Source organism: Candidatus Pelagibacter sp. HIMB1321 (genome assembly GCF_900177485.1).
Taxonomy (GTDB): Bacteria; Pseudomonadota; Alphaproteobacteria; order Pelagibacterales; family Pelagibacteraceae; genus Pelagibacter.
In genome coordinates this window covers 144,567-160,237 of record NZ_LT840186.1, presented here as the reverse complement: position 1 = coordinate 160,237, position 15,671 = coordinate 144,567, and the positions used below count along the sequence as shown (strand labels likewise).

At 29.7% G+C, this 15,671-nt stretch carries 17 protein-coding genes and 1 riboswitch; of the genes, 3 read left to right on the top strand and 14 right to left on the bottom strand.

Annotated features, from left to right (window positions below; genetic code table 11):
- Position 1 precedes the first annotated feature (1 nt).
- The 6 genes from gcvP to B9N70_RS00815 form a co-directional block, all read right to left on the bottom strand.
- Complete coding sequence (gene gcvP, locus B9N70_RS00840; protein WP_085115102.1) at positions 2–2,860, bottom strand: aminomethyl-transferring glycine dehydrogenase; 2,859 nt, start codon at positions 2,858–2,860, stop codon at positions 2–4.
- 1 nt (position 2,861) lies between these two features.
- Positions 2,862–3,242, bottom strand: a complete 381-nt coding sequence (gcvH, locus tag B9N70_RS00835; protein WP_085113924.1) for a glycine cleavage system protein GcvH — start codon at positions 3,240–3,242, stop codon at positions 2,862–2,864.
- A complete protein-coding gene (gene gcvT / locus B9N70_RS00830) occupies positions 3,242–4,345 on the bottom strand; it encodes a glycine cleavage system aminomethyltransferase GcvT (protein WP_085113923.1) in 1,104 nt (367 codons plus the stop codon). Before gcvT ends, gcvH begins: the two co-directional genes overlap by 1 nt.
- 77 nt (positions 4,346–4,422) lie before the next feature.
- A riboswitch (glycine riboswitch) is annotated at positions 4,423–4,513 on the bottom strand.
- Between the two features lie 22 nt (positions 4,514–4,535).
- Positions 4,536–5,417: a DMT family transporter gene (locus B9N70_RS00825; protein WP_085113922.1), complete on the bottom strand. Its 882-nt coding sequence runs from the start codon at positions 5,415–5,417 to the stop codon at positions 4,536–4,538.
- Positions 5,404–6,357, bottom strand: a complete 954-nt coding sequence (locus tag B9N70_RS00820; protein ID WP_085113921.1) for a 5-oxoprolinase subunit C family protein — start codon at positions 6,355–6,357, stop codon at positions 5,404–5,406. Before B9N70_RS00820 ends, B9N70_RS00825 begins: the two co-directional genes overlap by 14 nt.
- Positions 6,358–7,041 carry a 5-oxoprolinase subunit B family protein gene (locus tag B9N70_RS00815; RefSeq protein WP_085113920.1) on the bottom strand — a complete coding sequence of 228 codons (684 nt, stop codon included), beginning with the start codon at positions 7,039–7,041 and terminating at the stop codon, positions 6,358–6,360. It abuts the gene before it with no gap.
- A gap of 25 nt (positions 7,042–7,066) precedes the next feature.
- Here B9N70_RS00815 and B9N70_RS00810 point away from each other — a divergent pair, with 25 nt between their 5' ends.
- The 3 genes from B9N70_RS00810 to B9N70_RS00800 all read left to right on the top strand — a co-directional run bounded on the left by B9N70_RS00810 (position 7,067) and on the right by B9N70_RS00800 (position 9,015).
- Entirely contained in the window at positions 7,067–7,840 is a 774-nt protein-coding gene (locus B9N70_RS00810) for a 5-oxoprolinase subunit PxpA (RefSeq protein ID WP_085113919.1), read from the top strand.
- 2 nt (positions 7,841–7,842) lie between these two features.
- A complete protein-coding gene (locus tag B9N70_RS00805; RefSeq protein WP_085113918.1) occupies positions 7,843–8,343 on the top strand; it encodes a tetratricopeptide repeat protein in 501 nt (166 codons plus the stop codon).
- A 111-nt stretch (positions 8,344–8,454) separates the two neighbouring features.
- Positions 8,455–9,015, top strand: coding sequence for a YjbE family putative metal transport protein (locus tag B9N70_RS00800; protein ID WP_231909405.1), 561 nt, complete (start codon positions 8,455–8,457; stop codon positions 9,013–9,015).
- On the opposite strand, the gene panB is transcribed toward B9N70_RS00800, so the two are convergent.
- Genes panB through pssA form a run of 8 tightly spaced genes read right to left on the bottom strand, consistent with a single transcriptional unit; the run spans position 9,012 to position 15,671 of the window.
- A complete protein-coding gene (panB, locus tag B9N70_RS00795) occupies positions 9,012–9,791 on the bottom strand; it encodes a 3-methyl-2-oxobutanoate hydroxymethyltransferase (protein WP_085113916.1) in 780 nt (259 codons plus the stop codon). The genes B9N70_RS00800 and panB overlap by 4 nt on opposite strands.
- Positions 9,792–9,797: 6 nt before the next feature.
- The gene (locus tag B9N70_RS00790) at positions 9,798–10,217 is read right to left on the bottom strand and encodes a VOC family protein (protein ID WP_085113915.1); all 420 of its coding nucleotides are present in this window, start codon (positions 10,215–10,217) and stop codon (positions 9,798–9,800) included.
- 24 nt (positions 10,218–10,241) lie between these two features.
- Complete coding sequence (gene guaA, locus B9N70_RS00785) at positions 10,242–11,801, bottom strand: glutamine-hydrolyzing GMP synthase (protein ID WP_085113914.1); 1,560 nt, start codon at positions 11,799–11,801, stop codon at positions 10,242–10,244.
- Entirely contained in the window at positions 11,791–12,228 is a 438-nt protein-coding gene (locus B9N70_RS00780; protein WP_085113913.1) for a tetratricopeptide repeat protein, read from the bottom strand. Before B9N70_RS00780 ends, guaA begins: the two co-directional genes overlap by 11 nt.
- On the bottom strand, positions 12,228–13,304 hold the full coding sequence (gene guaB, locus B9N70_RS00775; RefSeq protein ID WP_085113912.1) for an IMP dehydrogenase: 1,077 nt from the start codon (positions 13,302–13,304) through the stop codon (positions 12,228–12,230). Before guaB ends, B9N70_RS00780 begins: the two co-directional genes overlap by 1 nt.
- 37 nt (positions 13,305–13,341) lie before the next feature.
- Positions 13,342–13,953 (bottom strand): RlmE family RNA methyltransferase, encoded by a 612-nt coding sequence (locus B9N70_RS00770; protein WP_085113911.1) that lies wholly within the window; start codon positions 13,951–13,953, stop codon positions 13,342–13,344.
- Positions 13,954–14,865 (bottom strand): glycosyltransferase, encoded by a 912-nt coding sequence (locus B9N70_RS00765; protein ID WP_085113910.1) that lies wholly within the window; start codon positions 14,863–14,865, stop codon positions 13,954–13,956. It lies immediately after the preceding gene.
- Entirely contained in the window at positions 14,865–15,671 is an 807-nt protein-coding gene (gene pssA, locus B9N70_RS00760; protein ID WP_085113909.1) for a CDP-diacylglycerol--serine O-phosphatidyltransferase, read from the bottom strand. Before pssA ends, B9N70_RS00765 begins: the two co-directional genes overlap by 1 nt.

Below are 15,671 nucleotides of genomic sequence, written 5' to 3'. Positions count from 1 at the left end.
TTTATGCTGCGGTATCTTTATACTCATCTATAGATGGACATGTACAGAATAAATTTTTATCACCATAAACATTGTCTACTCTTGCAACCGGTGGCCAATATTTAGTTGATTTTAAAATTTCTGTTGGATATGCCGCCTCTTCTCTTTCATATTTATGATCCCATTTATTTGCAGCCACTTCAACATGCGTATGAGGTGCATTTTTAATTGGGTTATCAATTTTATCAAATTGACCAGATTGAATTTTATCAATCTCATTTTTAATTGTTATCAAAGTATTACAGAAACGATTGATTTCATCTAAGCCTTCACTTTCGGTCGGTTCAATCATCATTGTACCAGCTACAGGCCAAGACATCGTTGGTGCATGGAAACCAAAATCGATCAGTCTTTTAGCTATATCTTCTTCTGTGATGCCAGTTTCAGACTTAATCTTTCTAATATCAATAATACATTCATGGGCAACATTTCCGTTTTTCCCTTTATATAAAATTGGAAATGCATCCTTAAGCTTATGAGCTAAGTAATTAGCGTTTAATATCGCAACTTGTGAAGCTTTTTTAAGTCCTTCTGATCCCATCATTTTAATATACATCCAAGAAATAGATAAAATACTTGAACTACCCCAAGGTGCAGCTGACACCGCGCCCATACCAGTTACAGGTCCACAATCTTTAATAACAGAATGTTTAGGCAAATATTTTTCTAAATGTCTTTTGCATGCAATTGGACCCATACCTGGCCCACCGCCACCATGTGGAATACAAAAAGTTTTATGCAAATTAATATGACAAACATCAGGACCAAATTTACCTGGTTTTGCAACACCTACTAACGCATTTAAGTTTGCGCCGTCCATATAAACTTGACCACCATTGTTATGAATCAATTCACATATTTCAGTAATTTTTTCTTCAAACACACCATGGGTTGAAGGATAAGTTACCATCAATGCAGCAAGGTTATCTTTGTGAGTTTCTGCTTTTTCTTTTAAGTCATCAATGTCAACATTTCCATGTTCATCACATTTAATAACTACAACCTTCATGCCAACCATTTGTGCACTTGCAGGATTTGTGCCATGGGCTGAACTTGGTATAAGACAAACATTTCTATTCGTTTCACCATTTTGTTCGTGGTATTTTTTAATTACCATTAAACCAGCAAACTCACCTTGAGCACCAGCATTAGGTTGTAAAGATACACCAGAAAATCCAGTAACAGATCTTAACCAATTTTTTAAGTCTGTGAAAAGAGTTCTATATCCTTCCATTTGCTCAACAGGTGCAAATGGATGGGGTTCTGAAAATTCTCTCCAAGTAACTGGGATCATTTCAGCAACTGCATTTAGTTTCATTGTACATGAACCTAAAGCAATCATTGATCTATTTAATGCAATGTCTGCATCTTCTAATTTCTTTAAATATCTCAACATTTCTGTTTCTGAATGATAACTATTGAAAACAGGATGAGTTAAATAAGATGAAGATCTTAATAAATTTTTTGGTAAGTTAGATAAATTTTCATTCATCTTATCTTTGATTGTTTCTGAACAATTAAAGATCTTTAATAATTGATTTGCACGATAAACATTTTTTCTCTCATCAAATGCAACTGACAGCATTTCAGAATTTACTTTTCTGATATTTACATTTTGAGAGAGAGCATTTTGATAAATTGATTCAGTTTTATCTAATGTTTTAATAGTAATTGTATCAAAGAAATGATCTGAATAAATTTCATAACCAGATTGTTTAATCTTATCAGCAAAGTTTTTTGCTAACTGAGATGTATTTTCAGCAATCTTTTTAATTCCCTCTGGCCCATGGTAAACAGCATAAGCAGCTGACACAATTGCAAGCAATGCTTGAGCTGTACAAATATTACTTGTCGCTTTATCTCTTCTTATATGTTGCTCTCTTGTTTGAAGTGAAAGTCTGTAAGCTTTATTGCCATGTCTATCAACAGAGACACCAATAATTCTTCCAGGCATTGATCTCTTAAATTCATCCTTTGTTGCAAAGAAACCTGCATGAGGTCCACCATATCCCATTGGAATTCCAAATCTTTGTGAACTTCCAACAGCAATATCAGCTCCTAGCTCAGCTGGAGTTTTCAGTTTAGCTAAAGCTAATAAATCACAAACTAGTACAGCTTTTCCATTATTTTTGTGAATTTTACTTATTGCTTCACTTGGGTCTTTGATATCTCCTAGTGTTCCTGGGTATTGTAAAATTCCACAAACAATATCTTCTTTTATTTCTGAATTTTCATCACCAACAACAACTGTTAATCCTAATGGTTCTGCTCTTGTTTTAATGACATCAATAGTTTGTGGATGACAATCTTTTGAAACAAAAACAATATTAGAGTCGTTTTTACATAATCTATAACTAAGTCCAACCGCCTCTGCAGCAGCTGTTCCTTCGTCTAATAATGAAGCATTAGAAATATCCATGCCTGTAAAATCACAAATCATCTGTTGGAAATTTAACAACATTTCCAATCTACCTTGTGCAACCTCAGGCTGATATGGAGTATACGATGTATACCAACCTGGATTTTCTAAAATATTTCTTAAAATTACATATGGAGTGAAAGTTCCGTAGTAACCCATTCCAATAAAATTAGAGTAAATCTTATTTTTTTTTGAAATAGCTTTTAATTTTCTCAAAGCTTCATACTCAGAATTTGGTTCACCAATTTCTAGCTCCTCTTTCAATAAAATATTTTCAGGAACTGTTTTTGAAATCAAATCATCTAATGATTTAAAACCAAGTTCACTTAACATTTTATTTTGATCTTCCTCTGATGGACCAATGTGTCTTCTTATAAAATCTCTTTGAGAACTTTTAAGCATATTAATTACCACTTTCCTTTGCAAATTTATCATACTCGTCTTTGTTCATTAACGAGTCTAACTCTGCTTTATCTTTTATTTTTAATTTAAAAAACCATGCATCATTTTCTGGATCTGAGTTTACTTTTCCAGGATCATCAACAATAGCTTGATTGTTTTCAACCACTTCTCCAGATACAGGTGTATACACATCACTTGCTGCTTTAGTAGACTCTACTACACCAGCATTGCCATCTTTTTCAACAGAAGAACCAACTTCAGGAAGTTCAACAAAAACAATATCACCTAACATTTCTGTTGCATGTTGAGTAATCCCGATAGTTGCAACTTCTCCATCTAATTTAATCCACTCATGTTCTTTTGAATATTTAACTTCACTCATTAGTTCACTCCTTTCACATAGCTTTTTTTATAAAATGGCAACCCACAAATATTTGCAGGATACTTTTTTCCCCTCACCTCAAGAAAAATTTTTGTATCTTTTTTTGAAAATTCTTTGTTTATGTAACCCATTGCAACTGGACCATTTACACTTGGACCAAATGTACCACTTGTAACTTCACCAACTAAATTATCTTCTTTGTTAAAAATTTTTGTTTTTTCACGAGCAATAATTCTTCCCTCAGGTTTAATCCCAACTCTGATATTTTGAACACCTTCATTAATTTGGGTTAAAATTTTTTCGCTTCCTAAAAAGTTTTTGTCTTCAATTCTTTTTTTTGAGATTGCCCACTTTAAATTAGCTTCTATTGGTGTTTTATGAATATCTAATTCATGACCGTATAAACATAACCCTGCTTCTAATCTAAGAGTGTCTCTTGCACCAAGTCCAATTAATTTTGCACCTTTTTCAATTAGATTATTAGTAAGTTGTTCTATTTTGCTATTATCTAATGAAATTTCAAATCCATCTTCACCTGTATAACCAGATCTTGTGATAAATGTCTTTGAACCTAAAAATTCAAACCAATTACCAGACATAAAAGATAAGTCATTTACTCCAGGAATTAATTCTTCTAAAATTTTTGAGGATTGAGGTCCCTGAATAGCTATTAATGATTTTTCATCATCTAACACCATCTTATATTTACCACCTAAAGTTTTTTGCAAAATTTCAAAGTCAGTATCTTTACAAGCAGCATTAAGAATAATTATTACTCCACCCTCTATTTTAGTGACAATCAAATCATCGTGAATGCCAGCATCAGCATTCATTAAAAAGCTGTATTTTGAGTGGTTTACTTTTAGATTTTTTAAATCTATTGGAAAAATTTTCTCTAAATCTTCTAATAATTGATGGTCACCGTAAATATATAGTTGGCCCATATGAGATACATCGAAAATACCACAATGGTTTCTTGTAAACTTATGCTCTTCAACAATGCCCTCTTTATATTGGATTGGCATTTCATAACCTGCAAATTCAACAAACTTTGCGTTGTGTTGTTGGTGAAGTTTGTGAAGCGATGTTTTTTTTATATCCATATTAACTCAAAACACCCATCTGTATATTTGCCTGAGAGTTTTGCTCCTTCGGCGAGAACTTAATCTCTTTCCAGAGTTAATATGTTACGGTCCTTTTTGCCTGAGAGATTCCTGGGCGGTTGCTCCTTCGGCGCTACGATAGTCTGTAGTCTCTCCCGTATTAAAATATTCTATTAATATAGTAGTAATGTCAATTGGTATTAATCTGCTTTTTGTCTGCAGCGTATAAATTGTAAAACTGCAATAATACTGCGAATATTACGATTGAACCTCCAATTAATACAATAAATGGTGGTTGCTCATTAACAAACAACCATGCCCATATTGGACCTAAAACAGCTTCAGTTAACATAATGATTCCAACCATAGCTGAGGGTGTTCTTTGAGCACCAATTGTAATTAAAATAAAACCAAATCCTAATTGAATAAAGCCTGCTAAAAATCCTAAGAAAATATCATGTCTAGAAATTAAAATTTTTTCTGACATTAAAAATCCTATCAGTAAGGCAAATATTCCTGCAATAAACTGAGCTGGAACCATATCTACATTTGGGTATTTTCTTACAACTAAAATTAATACCGCAAAAGAAATAGGCATTAAAAAAGCAGCTATATTTCCTGTCATCTGACCCGGTGACAAAGAACTACCTACCATTAGAAGAATACCTGAAATTGCTAAAATGATTGAAGCTAAAGTTATGTTAGAAATTTTTTCTTTTAAAAAAAAATATCCAAAAATTGCTAAAAATATTGTTTGAGTTTGTATAATGAAATTAGCATTAGCTACTGTAGTATTATACATCGCGAATACATATCCACAAAAACCAAATGACAAAACAAATCCACCTAAAAAACCTGGGATACCAGAATCATAAAATGATTTTAAAAATTTTTTCTTATAAGTAATTATTAAATAGAGGCTAATTACTAATAAAAAGAATACAGTTCGCCAAAAAAGAATCTGCCATAAGGTTGCGCCCTCAAAAGATTTAACAATTAATCCACCAAAACTTAGACTGCAAGCTCCAAGAAATACAAGTAAAGGTCCTGGAAGATTTTTAATTAAATTCATTAATTGTATTAAAATATTTGTTTAATTCTTTTAATTGGTTCTTATATAGTTCCTCTGCTTCTTCAAGACTTACTTCTTCAAAATAAACTTCTGAATGAGGAGTTAATTGAGCTAGGCCATCTAAATCAGCAGATATAACAGTTCCAATTTTAGGATATCCTCCAATACTACCATGGTCAGCAAGCATTATAATAGGATTTCCGTCTGATGTGACTTGTATAGTACCTTTAACTAATCCCTCAGATTTTATATTAGAACTCACGATATTTTCTAAATTAGGTCCTTTTAATCTTATACCCATTCGGTCAATTTCGTTTGAAATTATAAATGGTTCTGAAAAAAAAATTTTTTTTGCTTTATCGGAGAAATAATCAAAGTTTGTACCTTTTATAATTCTAACTTTTTTCATTTTGGTATTTGAATATCTTAATTGAATAATTTTGGGATCTTTGTCTAAATATTTGTTTAAATAAATTTTTTGGTTTGTTGAAAATTTCTTGCCTTCGTTAGGACCAATATTCGCTTTTGTATTAACAGAGTAGCTGCCCCAAACTTTTTCAAATTTGAAACCATTTTTTACATTCAAATATCCATATACTGATGATTTAGTTGATCTTATATCTATTTCATCTTCTTCTTCTAAATTATAAATTTTATAACAATAGCCCTTTTCTATTACTCCACTATTTTTAATTATCTCAAAATCAACACTTCCTGTAATACAAATAAAACATCTTCCATTTTTTATTTTGAGGTGCGGACCTTGAAAAGCAAATTCGATAGCTGGATCATTTATTTCATTTTTTAAAATGATATTTGATAATCTATAATTTTTCCTATCAATTGCACCACTAGAAGTAACGCCAATATGATAAAGGTTTTTTCTTCCTTCATCTTGGATAGTTGTATTAATGCCTGCTCTTAAAACCTCAAAATACATTTATTTCCAATTTTCAAATTCATTTTTAGATATTTGGTAAAATACAATAGTGTCACCAGGGTTTATAAAATTTGGACTTTTTTTATTCTCTTTATCAAATATTTTTAGTGGTGTTTGACCAATAATATTCCAACCCCCTGGGCTTGGAAATGTATAAATATTTGCAAATTGCTCAGTAATACCCACTGCTCCTTTTGGAACGCTTAATCTTGGTGTTCCCAACCTATTGCACTGTATAGAGATATCTAAATCTCCTAAAAATGGCATACCTGCTATAAATCCAGTCATATAACAATAATAATCTTTATTAAAAAAAGATTTTAAAATTTCATTTTTATTTTTTTTTGTAATGCTTTCTAATCTCTGAAAATCTAAACTTACTCCTTCTTCAGTACATATTGGAATTTCAATTTTTTTCGTATTCTGATTAATTAAATTTGAAACTTTTAGATCTAATACTTTTTCTTTAATAGTTTTATAATTAGTCTTCTCAAGATCAATTCCAATAATCAACTTATTGTATGATGGGGTTAAATTTAAAATTCCTTCTATTTCTTTTGATTCAATTTTTTTATTCAACTCATAAAAATATTTTATAACATTTTGATTTACCTGTTTGCTAATTTCAGAACCAAAATCACAATATAAAGCAGCGTCACCTAAGTATGTTATATTTTTAATCATTTTATGATATTAATATTATATTATTATGGAAATTAATATAAATTGCGATCTCGGTGAAAAATCAAAACATCATTCAAATAAATATGATCCAGATTTACTAGAAATTGTAAATTCAGCAAATGTAGCTTGCGGTTATCATGCTGGTGATGAACAAACAATGAATGAAGTAATTCAAATTTCAAAAAAAAATGGTGTAAGTATAGGAGCTCACCCATCTTTCAATGATCCGGAAAACTTTGGAAGATCCAGAATAAATTTATCAGAAGGGGAAATTAAAAAATTAATTATTGATCAGTATGAAATACTTCAAAAAATTGCGTCAGATCATGATGAAAATGTGACTCATATCAAACCACATGGGGCATTGAATAATATGGCTTGTGAGGATATTAATTTAGCAAACATACTTGCAAAAACTATTTACTCAATAAATAAAGATTTAATATATTTAGTGCCAACAGGTTCAAAAATGGAAATTGCAGCTAAAAAGTTGAATATGAAAATAGCGTGTGAAATTTTCGCTGATCGTAGTTATGAAGATGATGGAAACTTAGTTTCTAGAAAAAAGCCTCACGCATTAATTACAGATCCAGAAGAAGCTAAAAAACATGTTCTAACTATGGTTCAAAATCAAGCATTGAATTGTTATAGTGGAAAAAAAATACCTTGTGAGATCGACTCTGTTTGTATTCATGGAGATAATATAAGTTCTTTAGCAACAGCAAGATCTATAAAAGAAAATTTAAAAGAAAATGGTCTTGTTTTAAAGTCATTAAGTAGTATGAGTAAATTTAATTAATCATGAAAAAAATTCTTATTATTATTATTTTTATATTGCTAAACTTCAATGCATATAGTGCTGGTAGTTCTTCTAACGATAGCTCAAATAGTTCAACTACAATTAAAAAATCTAATTATGAACAAGCAGTTTCTTACGTTAATAAAGCTAAGAAATTTGAAGAAGTTGGGAAACAAAAAAAGGCTGAAAAACAATACAGAAAAGCTCAAAAACTTCTGATAAAATCTAATGAAAAAAAACCTAATAATGCTGATACATTAAATTATTTAGGATTTACAACTAGAAAGCTTGGTGATTACAATTTAGGTGAAGAATATTATCTGCAAGGATTAGCTATTGAACCAAAACATAATGGCATAAACGAATATTTAGGAGAGCTTTACGTTGTGACTAATAGGATGGATCTTGCAAAAGAAAGATTAGATGTTTTAAAAAATTGTAATTGTGAGGAATTTCAAGAACTTAAAGAAATTATCGAAGGCACAAAAAAATCTAAATACTAACTACGCTCTACAATCTCAACATATTGAATAATAAAAATTTATATATAATATAAAAAAATCTTGTTCGAAGACTATTTCATACTATCCCAAATAATTATCATTAACGTTATAATGTCTGCCGATAACGCAATCATTATTGGAATGATTGCTGCAAATTTTGCACCAAAACACAGATATCAAATTATTATGTGGGGACTTTTGGGTGCATTGGTTTTTAGGATCGTTTTTGCAGTTTTCGCATCTTATTTATTTGGATTTGCTTATATAAAGATATTTGGTGGCTTGCTTTTAGTTTGGATTGTTAATGATTTAAGAAGAGATTTATTTGAAACAAAAAAAATTAAATCTCCAACAAAAGTATCTAAAGAACCATCTTATATTCAAGGAGTGTATAAAGTTCTATTTGCTGATTTAACACTTAGTTTTGATAATGTAATAGCTGTAGCAGGTGCTGCAAAAAATAATATTAATCTTTTAATGTTCGGATTATTTCTATCTGTCGTATTAGTTGGAACGTTAGCAAGATTTTTTGCTAAACAAATTCAAAATTATAAATGGATAGGTTATCTTGGTTTAATTGCAATTTTAGTTGTGGCATTACAGCTAATAATTGGTGGACTAGATGATCTAGACATCATCTCAATTAATGAGAGCTTTAAAAAGTTTTTTTAGTAAGAATATTTTTTACTAGGAAATTTTTTAGCGATTACTTCTTTTCTAAAACTTTTTACTGCTGACTGTATTGATTTTCCAAGATCAGCATATCTTTTTACAAATTTGATATTTGAATTAGTTAATCCCAAAAGATCATCTGTTACAAGAACTTGACCATCGCAATCATTAGAAGCTCCTATACCAATTGTGGGGATTTTAATATTTGATGTGATTTTCTTTGCTACAGCACTTTTAACACCCTCAAGAACTATTGAAAAAACACCTACTTGCTCAAGAGCTTTTGCATCTTTCATAAGTTGATTTTGCTCTCTCAAATTTTTTCCTTTAACTTTAAACTTCCCTTTTACTGATTGAGGTAAAATTCCTATATGACCCATCACATTAATATTATTTTGGATTAAATATTTTATTATTGGTATAATTTTAGTACCACCCTCTAATTTGACCGCATCACATTTTGTGTCCTTAGCTATTTTTTTAGCATTCTTTAAAGCTTCAGATTTATTTCTATAAGTCTGATACGGCATATCAACGACCATTAAACTTTTTGTAATCCCTTGTTTTACACTTTTTGAATGATTGATCATCATATCAAGTGTGACTAACCTTGTTGTATTAAACTCATACAAAACAGACCCTAATGAGTCTCCTACTAAAATTAAGTCAGTATAAGGATCAATATTCTTAGCAATGTTTTTTGAATAAGCTGTAAGACAAACAATCTTTGATTTAGATTTTTTCTTAATAAGATTTTCAATTTTAGGATTAAGCATTATAAATTACCAAATTCCCTCATTTTTCATTGAGACCCAAGGTTCTTTTGGTTCAAGATTACCTTCTTGCAATATTTCAATTGAAATTTTGTCAGGTGATCTAACAAATGCCATGTGACCATCTCTAGGTGGTCTATTTATGGTATAGCCCATATCTATTAGTCTTTGACATGTTTCATAAATATTTTTTACCTTATAGGCTAAATGTCCAAAATTTCTTGAACCATCACCCAAATCATCACCATCCCAATTGTAAGTCAATTCTATTTGTGCAGTTTCATCACCGGGTGCAGATAAAAATATTAGAGTAAATCTTCCACCTTCATTTTCAATTCTTTTGAGTTCTTTTAAACCTAACCCCTCACAAAAAAATCTTAAGGATTCATCAATATTAGAAATACGGATCATTGTGTGTAGATATTTCATAAAACCTTAATTTATAAATATTTGCTACTCTAGTTCAATAGTGCTTGGTGGTTTTGAAGTAACATCATAAACAACTCTATTTATACCTCTGATGCTATTTACAATTTTGTTTGAAACATATTGTAAAAATGACTTTTTAAAATCAAAATAATCAGCAGTCATACCATCTTCTGAAGTGATTGCTCTTAACAAACATAAATACTCATAAGTTCTATTATCTCCCATAACACCAACAGTTTTAACGGGTAGTAAGGCTGCATAAGCTTGCCAAATTTTATCATATAAACCTTTTTCTTTTAGTGCGCTTATAAAATAATAGTCTGCTTCTTTAAGAATTTTTATTTTTTCAGGTGTTATCAGTCCTGGCATTCGAATAGCAAGACCAGGACCAGGAAATGGATGTCTAGATATAATTTCTCTATTTAAATTTAATTCTAAACCAAGTTTTCTTACTTCATCTTTAAACAAGAACTTTAAGGGCTCAACAAGTTTTAATTTCATTCTTTTAGGTAAACCACCAACATTATGATGAGATTTTATTTTAGAGGTTTGACTACCTGTAACCGATTTACTTTCAATTAAATCTGGATAGAGAGTTCCTTGTGCAAGGTATTTTACATCTTTAATTTTTTTAGAATAACGCTCAAATATTTTAATAAATAAATTACCAATAATTTTTCTTTTCTTTTCTGGGTCTGTTACATTTTTTAATTTACTTAAAAATTCTTTTTCAGCATTTACATAAATTAAATTAATTTTTAATCTTTTTTTAAATGTTTGAACAACCTGAGTTTCTTCATTTTTTCTCAATAAACCTGTATTAACAAATATGCAGTATAATTTTTTGCCAATAGCTTTATTTAAAAGTTGAGCTACAACACTACTATCTACACCACCAGATAAAGCACAAATTACTTTATTATGACCAACTTGTTGTCTAACTTCTTTTATTAGTTTAATTTTTTGATCTTTAGGAGACCAATTTTTTTTAATTTTACAGATTTTAGAAATAAAATTACTAAAAATTTTTTTTCCATTTTCAGAATGGGTTACTTCTGGATGAAATTGAACACCAAAGAATTTCTCTACTTTACTTTCTACAATTGCATATTTTGAATTTTCACTTGAAGCAATAACTTTAAAAGTTTTTGGCAGTTTATAAACTTGATCTGCATGACTCATCCAAACTTTTTTAGATTTTTTATTGAAAAAGTTATCAATTAATAAGCTACTATTTCTTTTATAAATATTAGCTAAGCCAAACTCTCTATGTTTAGACTGCTTAACCTTTCCTCCGTTGAATTTTGATAAAATTTGATGACCAAAACAGATGCCGAGAGTTGGGATACCTAATCTTAGTATTCTTTTGTCAAATAAGTTATTATTCAATTCGTCAACGTTTAAGGGACCTCCAGACAAGATTATGCCTTTTGTATTGGATTTAATTTGAGTGCTTTTGATTTTTTTATGACTAACTAATTCTGAATAAACACCAAGCTCTCTTATTCTTCTTACAATTAATTGAGTAAATTGTGAGCCAAAATCAATTATTAAGATTTTGTTCAAATTTAAATCAAGACTCATTTTTCGGTTCTAAATTCTTTAAGTCCTGTAAAATTTTTCCATTTTTATCACATAAATTTTTACAAACCTTTGTAAATCTTTCAGATAATTCTTTTACTTTTGAATAATTAGTTCTTTCAATTCCCATTTCCATCATCAGTAATATTGCTTCTTCGTTAGTAGGATCAATTAACAATGTGGTTTCTAAATTTTTTTCTTCTTTTTTTAAATCTTCTTGTTCTTTATATATTTTTGCAAGATATAGATAAGAGTCGGCATGTTTAGGTTTAAATACAATGCTTCTCTCAAAAAGAAATTTTGCATCATCAAATTTTTTTGCTTCAAATAATTTTACACCTTCATTGAAAAATTCTTCTTTAGCTATACTGATATTTGTTAAATTTATTAAAAAAAATAAAGATAAAAATATTTTATAAAATTTAATCATTAATATTTTGCGTCACTTTTTATTATATCTACATTATGAACCATACTTTCATAAAAACCAGCTTTAGTAATTTTCACAAATTTAGGTTTATTTCTTAAATATTTAATCTGTCTAGATCCAAGATAACCCATTGAAGATCTTAAACCACCAATTAATTTAAAAATAATACTTCCAACATCACCTTTGTATTTTGCAAACCCTTCAACACCCTCAGGTACATATTTGGACATATCTTTTTGTTTTGATTGAAAATATCTATCAGCAGAGCCTTTGTTCATTGCTCCAACTGAGCCCATGCCTCTAAAACTTTTAAAATATTTACCATTCCTTTTAATTAATTTTCCAGGAGCTTCATCTGTACCTGCAAACAATGAACCAATCATAACTGCATCCGCACCTGCTGCAAAAGCTTTGGCTAAATCTCCAGAATATTTAATTCCTCCATCAGCAATGATTTTAACATTTTTATTTTTAATTCCATTTCTAACAGAAAGTATTGCACTTAATTGTGGAACACCTATTCCAGCAACTAATCTTGTTGTACAAATTGAGCCAGGACCAATACCAACTTTAATTATATCAACACCTAGATTTAATAAGTATTTTGCGGCCTCTGGTGTTGCAATATTTCCTGCACATAGCGCTGTTTTTTTAGTCTTAATTTTTTTAATTAATTTAACAATTTCAGAAACTTTTTTAGTGTGACCATGCGCTGTATCTACAACTATTAAATCTACTCCCTCTTTAAGAATTCCTTTAGCTCGACTAAGTTCATTTGGACCCGCACCAACTGCTGCACCAACTAGCAATCTTTTTTGTTTAACTTTTTTAATTTCAGTAATTTGTTTTTTTACATCTAGATTTCTGTGAATAACTCCAATGCCACCAGCTTTAGCTATCGCAATTGCCATTTTGCTTTCAGTTACCGTATCCATTGCAGATGATAACAGTGGAATTTTTAATTTCAGATTTTCAGTTAACTCAATACTTGTGTCAACTTCAGACGGTAAGATTTCAGAATACTTTGGAGCTAATGTAACGTCATCAAAGGTTAGAGCTTCTTTAATAGGATCCATAACGATTTATATACGATTCCCTTATTTTTTAAAGAGCCTATCTAAGATTTTTGCAAATTATAAAGCTTTCTTTTGAATCTTTTCTGCTAGATTTCGGTTTAAATACTTTTACCTCTTTAAAAATCTTTTTTCCAAGTTGAACAATTTCATTAAACGAACCACCCATGAATATTTTTGATATGAAAAACCCACTATTTGAAATGATATCTTGAGAAAAAATCATAGCTTCTTTGCATAATTCTCCTGTTTGTATTGAATCTATATTTTTAATACCTGTTGTATTTACAGCCATGTCAGACATTACTATGTCTGATTTATCAGTTAATAATTCTTTTATCTTCTTTTGAGTTTGATCTTCAGTAAAATCACCTTTTATTTGAAGCGTATTTTCAATTGGTTCCATCTCTTTAAGATCAATTGATATAATCTTACCATTTCTGACAGCTTTAGAAGCATATTGTGTCCAACTTCCTGGGGCAGCACCAATATCAATAACTGTTAATCCACCTTTAAAAATTTTAAACTTTTCGTCAATTTCAATTAGTTTGTATGCTGATCTTGCTCTATACCCATCAACTTTAGATTGACGAACATATATATCTCTTCTTTGCTTGTTTACCCAATTTTTTGAAATTTTATTTTTTTTCAATTATTTACTAAATCTCAAACTTTTTTCTACAAATCCACCCTCAAGATTTTCTATCTTAATTTTGATATCTTTGTTTGTTCTCATATCTTTTCCATCTTTCCAAATTCCTGCTGCAAGATGCATAATTCCTATTTTATAATTTGGTAAAAAAGGTTCAACAAAAGTATTTGCGTTTTCATCAAATTTTGGGAGCAAGTTACTTGTTATCCAATTACAGTTAAGTGGTAAAAATTCAGTTTTTAATTCATCAATATAAACTGACATATTGATAGCAAGACCTTCAGAGCCAAAAATATTTCCAGCTTTTAATGTCTGAAATAAATTGTTTTGCCAAGAAGACCAACCCGGTGAGTTAACTTCAAGTGAAAAAACACCAATATTAATATGTGGAGCAAAAGCAAGTTTACGAGCTTTTGAGTATCCAATTTTTGATTTAACAGCATGTTTGAAATTTTGAGATTTTATTATTGCAAGCTTACCAAATAACCAACTAACTTTAGATGTAATTTTATAGCCAGGTCCTATAGTTTGAGTAATTCCAAGCTTACCATTATCACAAGCTTTAAAATATAATTCAACTGATTGCCAATCATTTACCCAAGCATCACAATCAATCCATAGGTATTTTTCATAGTTAGGAAAATATTTTGGCAAAAAAGCTCTAGACACTTGACTTTTTAACCACTCTTTATCTTTTACTTTATAACCCGGAACTTCAATATCCCATTCAGCTGGTTTAATTTCATCTACTTTATCAAGTAGAGCTTCTTTTTGTTTATCTTCTAATCCAGCATCTAAAATACAAATTGCAACATTTTCACTTTCTTTAAATTGTTTAATTGAATCAATAAGCTCGTCTAACAGAGGATAATAATTAGCATCTGCTAATGAAACAATTACATTTTTTTTCATTAAAGAACATCTTCAAGATCATCATCACTATCTTGAATTTTTTCATTTTGATTTTGTTTTTTTAGTTTTTGATAATGGAAAAAACTAATTGGTAATAAAGTTAAATAAATTAATGAACTAATAGCAATGATATTGAAAGTGTAAATCAATAATAAGCCAAAAAACAAAACAATTCCAAATAATAGAAAAATAGTGGCTTTTCTTTGAATTACAATTTTCTTGAAAGAATAAGATGGAAATTTACTGATCAATAAAAAAGAAGTTGTTATAAAAAAAATTGGAACAATAACGTTATAATTAATTTGAAAAAAACTTAAGCCACTTAGGCTATAAATCAAAGGAGTTAAAACTAATATCCCTCCAGCTGGTGAAGGTACTCCTTCAAAAAAATTGTCTCTCCAAGAGGGTTCTTGATTTGAGTTTATATTAAATCTAGCAAGTCTTAACGCAACACAAATCACGTAAACCAAAGACAACAGCCAACCAAACTTTCCTAGTTCATTTAATTTCCAAAAGTACATTATAAAAGCCGGTGCAACACCAAAGCTAATCATATCTGTTAATGAATCTAGTTCTTTACCAACTTTAGAAGTTCCTTTTATCAATCTTGCAATTCTTCCATCCAAGCCGTCAATCAATGCTGCAAATATTATTGCAATTATCGCATATTCAAATTTGCCATCTAAAGCAAATCTTATGGAAGTTAAGCCTATACAAACTCCAAAAAGTGTAAGCATGTTAGGCAATAACATTCTTGCATTTTTTCTATCTGCTATAATTTTGAAGTTATTTTTTTGTTCTTGCAT

Coding starts and splice junctions, on each gene's coding strand:
- B9N70_RS00765 (WP_085113910.1), bottom strand. CDS start 14,865: ATGAAAAAAAATGTAATTGTTTCATTAGCAGATGCTAATTATTATCCT.
- gcvH (WP_085113924.1), bottom strand. CDS start 3,242: ATGAGTGAAGTTAAATATTCAAAAGAACATGAGTGGATTAAATTAGAT.
- guaB (WP_085113912.1), bottom strand. CDS start 13,304: ATGGATCCTATTAAAGAAGCTCTAACCTTTGATGACGTTACATTAGCT.
- B9N70_RS00800 (WP_231909405.1), top strand. CDS start 8,455: ATGTCTGCCGATAACGCAATCATTATTGGAATGATTGCTGCAAATTTT.
- B9N70_RS00805 (WP_085113918.1), top strand. CDS start 7,843: ATGAAAAAAATTCTTATTATTATTATTTTTATATTGCTAAACTTCAAT.
- gcvP (WP_085115102.1), bottom strand. CDS start 2,860: ATGCTTAAAAGTTCTCAAAGAGATTTTATAAGAAGACACATTGGTCCA.
- gcvT (WP_085113923.1), bottom strand. CDS start 4,345: ATGGATATAAAAAAAACATCGCTTCACAAACTTCACCAACAACACAAC.
- B9N70_RS00825 (WP_085113922.1), bottom strand. CDS start 5,417: ATGAATTTAATTAAAAATCTTCCAGGACCTTTACTTGTATTTCTTGGA.
- B9N70_RS00815 (WP_085113920.1), bottom strand. CDS start 7,041: ATGATTAAAAATATAACATACTTAGGTGACGCTGCTTTATATTGTGAT.
- B9N70_RS00780 (WP_085113913.1), bottom strand. CDS start 12,228: ATGATTAAATTTTATAAAATATTTTTATCTTTATTTTTTTTAATAAAT.
- B9N70_RS00820 (WP_085113921.1), bottom strand. CDS start 6,357: ATGTATTTTGAGGTTTTAAGAGCAGGCATTAATACAACTATCCAAGAT.
- B9N70_RS00810 (WP_085113919.1), top strand. CDS start 7,067: ATGGAAATTAATATAAATTGCGATCTCGGTGAAAAATCAAAACATCAT.
- panB (WP_085113916.1), bottom strand. CDS start 9,791: ATGCTTAATCCTAAAATTGAAAATCTTATTAAGAAAAAATCTAAATCA.
- guaA (WP_085113914.1), bottom strand. CDS start 11,801: ATGAGTCTTGATTTAAATTTGAACAAAATCTTAATAATTGATTTTGGC.
- pssA (WP_085113909.1), bottom strand. CDS start 15,671: ATGCAAGAACAAAAAAATAACTTCAAAATTATAGCAGATAGAAAAAAT.
- B9N70_RS00790 (WP_085113915.1), bottom strand. CDS start 10,217: ATGAAATATCTACACACAATGATCCGTATTTCTAATATTGATGAATCC.